The sequence below is a fragment of the Clostridium sp. genome (genome assembly GCF_036569345.1).
Taxonomy (GTDB): domain Bacteria; phylum Bacillota; class Clostridia; order Clostridiales; family Clostridiaceae; genus Clostridium_AD.
In genome coordinates this window covers 1-6,146 of record NZ_DATCQT010000158.1, presented here as the reverse complement: position 1 = coordinate 6,146, position 6,146 = coordinate 1, and the positions used below count along the sequence as shown (strand labels likewise).

Here is a 6,146-nt window from a genome sequence, read left to right as displayed (position 1 = left end):
AGCTGGCTAAATCATGAAATGTAGCCTCAGATACATGTTCATAACGACTAAGATCCATTTCATCGAATGTTTTTATATATGGAAATTTAGCTGCATTGATTCTACGTTTTTGGCTACTTTCCATTCTTGAGGCACTTTCTAGTTTTAGCAGATCAATTAAGAATTGTTCATAACTTTTATCATGGTCCAATTGACGTATAATGTCATCATAACGATTAAAAGAAGGTGTTTTTAACTGTTTTGAATATAATGCAATAGTTTCAGTATTTAAACTTAGGCTTTTCATTATTTCACCGCCATTCCGTATTTTTTATCGTATTCTGTAAGGTCAACAGGTTCTATTGTTACTTCCTTACTAGAGAGATAGATAACTGGTGACTCAGTTGGTTCATTTAAGTGGGTTCTTACCATATCAACAGTAGGCACTATATGACTAGGAATTGAATTCTTAATATTTAAAATTTGTTCTTCTCCATAATCAACACATAATCGAAGCAGTTTGACCATTTCTTTATTACCGCCAGGTAATTGTTTACCCCAGTTTAAGAGAGATTCTGTAACGTTTGTTTTTACTGGTTTTGAATTGAATACTGACCGTGGTTTTCGTTCTAGTAGATCAATGTAATGCTCCAACCTATACTCGGTTTTGCCTGAGAAGTAACAACGTATGTAATTTGCTATCTCCGTGTTTTGGTACAGAATACTGATATAATTACCGTAGCCTTTTATTGTAACATCTTTTCTTAAATACTTGACCGGTACTGAATAATAATTCTTTTCATAACGAACAGTGGAGTAATCATCAACACAAGTAACTACTGTTTTACTTGTATCAAATTGAAACATCGGAATGGTATTTAAGCAACGCAGTTCCTCTTGATACATGATATTTACTGAATTATTTCTATTTTGAACTTTATGGGTTGCACGATATTTTAAACAATCATTCCAAAGCTTCTGATTTAATTCGTCAATACTGGATATCCTTGGGACAGGAACAAGAAAGTTTCTTCTTGAGTATCCTACCAGATTTTCGACTAAGCTTTTTTCATTTCCTTTTGCTGGATTGCAGAAATCCAGATCAAAAGCATAGTGAGCACTGAAAGAGCGATATTTATTTTGAGGTTTTGCATAAATACCAAATCCTTCTTTTACGGCAACTTTGGCGTTATCAAAGATGATTCTTTTAGGAATGCCACCAAAGAAATTAAACATAAGTTGTTGTGCTTCTAAAAAAGCTTCTTCATTAGCTGATTTAAATATTTGAACAAATATATCACAGCTATAGCAGAGCCTTCCACAGAAGGTATGCAGCTTAGTTTTTTCACCGTTTATATAAACTGTAACTTCACCCCAATCAATTTGAATTGCTTCACCAGGTTCATAAGAAAGAGGCATAATGGCTTGTGGTGGGATTGTTTGGTCTTCCTTAAATTCTTTTACAGCTTTACGAATCGTAGATTCTGCACCTAAGAAATTTTTTTCAGCAACTAAACGATCATAGATTCGTTTTGCTGAGTGTTTTTGCTTTTTAAGATGTTCTTCCTTATCAATCCGAAAGCAATCTAGGATAAAGTGCTTTACCTCCGGTGTAATTGTATCCGGGAGCCTTTCATAAGACTTTCGTACATCTGGATGTGCTTTACCTTCACAGTATTTTTTTACTGTCTGCCTTGAGATTCCTAATCTTTTTGCAATTTGACGCTGGGATTCGCCATCGATATAACTTTGGCGTAGATTTTTATACATGTCCACTTCAACCTTCACACCTTTCATCCTCCCTGTAAGATAGTTACTACCATTTTACAGGAATTTAATGTTAGATGGTAAACTAATTCAATATCAAAATAGCTTCAAGTGGTACACTTATATAATATCATTCACACACCTCTTAGGTATTGTTTTATTAAATAAAGTTATTTATACACTTATTTGTCTAATTGAGAATATGCATATAAATACACCAATTTTTATTAACTATGTTTTTTAATATAATGGATACACTATTAATGCATTGAATAAATACAGTAAATTTGTATATTGAAAAGGAGAATAACTATGGATAAAAATAATTTAGAAAAAACAAAAAAAAGCACTGGTATTTCAAACTATGATAGTGGTATGAATACAATCGCTAATGATGCTGAATCAAAAGTAATAGGACAATCAAGCACTGATCTAGTTAATGAAGCTAATGAAGCTATTATGAAGGATGAAATGAATATGTTCTAAAAATAAATATCTATAAGGCATGAAAATCATGCCTTGTAGATATTCTCTGTTACCCACATTAGATCTATTGCTTATTTCTTAAAAAATCAATAGAAGTTTTCTATAATATAGTTTCTAAAGTGTTTGTTTTGCAGATGTAAAAAAACTCTATTTAGAAAAAAAATTTTTCTTTCATCATATCAAATTCTGAACCTGATTTAACGAATCTTGCAGTTCCCTCGATTAAGAAACCAGTTACCAATGAGTTGTATATCATAATCTCTTTACTGCCTAATGTAACTTTAATTTTATCATTTTGTTCTATGTTCTTTTGGGTTTTTATCATTCCAGCAGCAGGTAATAATAATTGGTACAGCAACAATGCAATTTAATTTATTTATTAATAGATCGTTTGCTATGAGCTTATATGAAGGAGCAACTTCTATTCTTGAATGTGCAAATAAAGTGACGTTACTTACATATGAAATTTTTGCTGTGCAGTTTCTATGATAATATACCCCCTACTGTCTACATTTTAAAGATTGATGAATGCACATATTTATGGAAAACAATTTAGAAATAAAATCATTCGAAAATAACTGCATTATTTCTCTAATAATTACACAAAATAAAATGAAGGAGTGTGTTATATGGAATTTTATGATGTAGTAAAAGGTAGAAAAGGTATTAAGAAGTTTAAGAATACGCCTATAAATGCAGAAAAATTAGCTAGAATGATTAATGCAGCTATGATGTCACCATCATGGAAAAATAATACTTCGTACAAATTTATTTTGGTTGATGAAAAAAAGGAATTAGAACAAATTTCTAAGTCTATAATGAATAAGGATAATACTGCGGCGCAGTCAATAATAGACGCACCAATGACAGCGGTTATAGTAGCAGATCCCAACGCGTCTGGAGAAGTAGAAAACAAAGAATATTATTTAGTAGATAGTGCAATAGCTATGGAACATTTTGTTTTATCAGCTACTAATGAAGGTTATGGAACTTGTTGGATTGGGGCAATTAATGAGGAAATTATTAAGAAAACATTATCCATCCCTCAAAACTACAAAGTAGTTGCCATAACTCCTATTGGAGAGATTGCAGAAAGTAAAGACCATTATGATAAAAAAGAGGTAAAAGATTTTGTATTTTCAAACACTTGGGATAATGCCTATAGTGAGAATAAAAGATAAATTGTATTTAAATAATTTTTTAAAGTGTTGCATAACTTATAAACAGTGAAAGTAACACAATACCTATAACTAGAATATTCACGGTAGAGTCCTTTGGCTCTGCTTTTTTTAATGATCATTTATTTGAATCAAAGTTAAACTGTATATAAATACTTATATACATGGGTTGCAGGCATCTTTTTTAGCGGAAAAATACTCTAAGCTCTAGACTATTTTGATTAATACAGCGAACCCTTTAATGTGTTTATCTTATCATATCAATGTTATGATTACATACCAAGACTAATAACAATCTGTAAAAAATTATTAATCCTATCAAAATAATAGGATTAGTAGTCAAGATATTATATCTATATCCTAGATAATAATATGGAGTTAGGTCGTTGTTGAGCTTAGAAAATGAACCTAGTACATTGTTACGGTTTTATTTTGAAGAGGGTACTACAGACGAGTATATACTTAATAGGGGTATAAAGAACATAACTGTGCCTTGCTGTTTTATAAAAACTTTTTCATTTCTTCAACATTTTGTTGCTCAAATTTTAGCAATCTGTTTGCTATATCTTTTATGTTTTGATCAGCATCTTTATATTCTTTAAGCCTTTTTGTAACGTCAATAATTCCCATTGTACTTCCCTGAATTAACATTTGAGAAATATGAGATGGTGTTTTGTTTGTTAATGTTTTAATGTTAATCATTATGTAAGAAGTTAATTTAGTTAGACTGCTTATGCCTTTAGATTTTTCTTTTGCCTGTTCAATTTTATTACTTGATATGTCAAATATCTCAGTATATTCTTTTAGTTGTAATTCTAAATTTTTTTTTAAGAGTTCATCTTCTACAATACTAATTAATTCACTAATTGTACTTTTACCCATTTCAGAATTTTGATAGATATAGTTTAAAAATTCAATATTACTATTCATTAATATCACCTCATAAGTATTATCTGCATAAAAAGATTGTTTATTCATAAATAAACAATCTTCTTAAACGTTGAAATTAAGCCATTTGTTTCTCAATATTTTGCACTTCGGGGTTGTAAGCCCTAACCCAAATATATTTATATGATTTACAATCGCAATAAGGGTATTTTTGCCCATTCCCCCGAAAAGGTGGAATAGGCAAATCACTAATTCGATATTATCTGAAATTTAGCCAATGATTAGGACGTATATGTGTGAAGATTGTGGGAAATTCATTATCAATAAACCTATCGAGATAAAAGAGGACCAAGGCGATGTAGAATAAACGATTAGGAACCCAAATTTGTAATTGGAAAGGGCGCTCTTAAAGATTAGATTCTAAAGGCATACAACATAACGAAAATTATATTGAATAGGGTTAGTAATACCTACAAATAAAAAATGCAAAGGCAGGAAGTGGAATCCAAATCACCTTTGCTTTTAAAACTAACCCCAATAATAGGTTAATAATATATTACCTTCACTTTAACAAAATAGCAATGATAATAAAGTTTATGAAAGTTGAGTAAGAGAAGCCAAGACACGGGTATATCTGATTTGGTATCTTAGGGCATTTGTTTAACACAATATATATTCTGTATAACTGGAGTAAAGCATTGAAAGCACTAGTGTTATTTCAATAAATAAATTGTAATAGCTAATATTAGTTTAACATAAGGCATCGTATTGTATAACTAGGTTTATCTTTATACTATGTTAATTAATGATATTAAGTTTTATAAAAAAACTCATAAGGGTACCTTTATACGATAGCTCAATAGGGTGTGCCATTACGTAAATAAATATAATGAAATTATGATTTCACGACATTTAACTATAATTACTTTTACAACAAGTGTTCAATAGGAATGATAAAAAGATGCTAGAAACTAGCACCTTTTTATCATTATTCATAAGTATTAACATTATAAATCTTATATTAAAATTTCTTTGCCACTTCTATTGCTTTACTTATTGCAATTGCCTTTATATCATCTGCTTTGTCTGGAGTTGCATTCATCCCTTCTACAAAAATAGATTGCTTTTGTGTAATTCCAATAAAACCTAGTATTGTGTTTAAATATCTATCCCCCAATTCAAACTCTGCCATAGGCCCACTAGAATACACTCCACCTCTAGCCTGAATATGAACTGCTTTTTTGTCAGGTAAAAGTCCAACAGGTCCGTTTTATGTGTATTTAAATGTCTTATTTACTATACATATATTATCTAGATATGCTTTCATTTTTGGGGGTATTGTAAAATTCCACATTGGAGTAACAAACACATATTTGTCAGCAGCTAAAAATTGTTCTAATAAATTATTCATTACTGCTACTTTATTCTGTTCTTTCGAAGTTAGTTGATTAAATGTAACACCTTTTGCAAATTTTCCCCATGCACTGAACACTACATCATCAATTAGTGGAACCTCTGTTTTATATAAGTCTAAAGCTGTAATTTCATCCTGCGGATTAGACTTTTTATAGGTTTCTAAAAAATTATTGCCAACAGATAAACTAAAAGAATTCTCCTTAGTCTTTGGATTTGCGGTGATATATAAAAGTTTTGACATTTGCACATTCCCCTTTTCATTGTCTGATATATTTTTTAAAAATCTAACCGTTGTGTTCATTTCATTTTTTGTAAGGTAAGTATATACTTACTTACCTTATGTAATATTATAAAATTATAGAAGTAGTATATATTCACAATTAGACACCAATATATGCATTTAAATAGTTATTTGGGGCATATGTAAGTATC

General features: G+C 30.1%; 6 protein-coding genes and 1 pseudogene. 2 read left to right on the top strand and 5 right to left on the bottom strand.

Annotation, left to right across the window (positions count from 1 at the left end):
• Together VIM70_RS15900 and istA are read right to left on the bottom strand one after the other, a co-directional pair.
• Positions 1 to 286, bottom strand: a 286-nt coding sequence (locus tag VIM70_RS15900; protein ID WP_331946757.1) for an ATP-binding protein, incomplete at its 3' end; no start/stop codon positions are given.
• Positions 286 to 1,767 carry an IS21 family transposase gene (gene istA / locus VIM70_RS15895; RefSeq protein WP_331946756.1) on the bottom strand — a complete coding sequence of 494 codons (1,482 nt, stop codon included), beginning with the start codon at positions 1,765 to 1,767 and terminating at the stop codon, positions 286 to 288. The genes VIM70_RS15900 and istA, both read right to left, overlap by 1 nt.
• 291 nt (positions 1,768 to 2,058) lie before the next feature.
• Here istA and VIM70_RS15890 point away from each other — a divergent pair, with 291 nt between their 5' ends.
• Positions 2,059 to 2,232 carry a hypothetical protein gene (locus tag VIM70_RS15890; protein WP_331946755.1) on the top strand — a complete coding sequence of 58 codons (174 nt, stop codon included), beginning with the start codon at positions 2,059 to 2,061 and terminating at the stop codon, positions 2,230 to 2,232.
• A 151-nt stretch (positions 2,233 to 2,383) separates the two neighbouring features.
• On the opposite strand, the gene VIM70_RS15885 is transcribed toward VIM70_RS15890, so the two are convergent.
• Positions 2,384 to 2,557, bottom strand: a complete 174-nt coding sequence (locus VIM70_RS15885; RefSeq protein ID WP_331946754.1) for a pyridoxamine 5'-phosphate oxidase family protein — start codon at positions 2,555 to 2,557, stop codon at positions 2,384 to 2,386.
• Between the two features lie 304 nt (positions 2,558 to 2,861).
• On the opposite strand from VIM70_RS15885, the gene VIM70_RS15880 reads away from it, so the two are divergent.
• On the top strand, positions 2,862 to 3,413 hold the full coding sequence (locus tag VIM70_RS15880; protein ID WP_331946753.1) for a nitroreductase family protein: 552 nt from the start codon (positions 2,862 to 2,864) through the stop codon (positions 3,411 to 3,413).
• Between the two features lie 498 nt (positions 3,414 to 3,911).
• Here the strand turns inward: VIM70_RS15880 and VIM70_RS15875 are convergent, their stop codons facing one another.
• Positions 3,912 to 4,340 (bottom strand): hypothetical protein, encoded by a 429-nt coding sequence (locus VIM70_RS15875; RefSeq protein WP_331946752.1) that lies wholly within the window; start codon positions 4,338 to 4,340, stop codon positions 3,912 to 3,914.
• A gap of 979 nt (positions 4,341 to 5,319) precedes the next feature.
• A pseudogene (locus VIM70_RS15870) lies at positions 5,320 to 5,955 on the bottom strand (FMN-dependent NADH-azoreductase).
• Between the last annotated feature and the right edge of the window lie 191 nt (positions 5,956 to 6,146).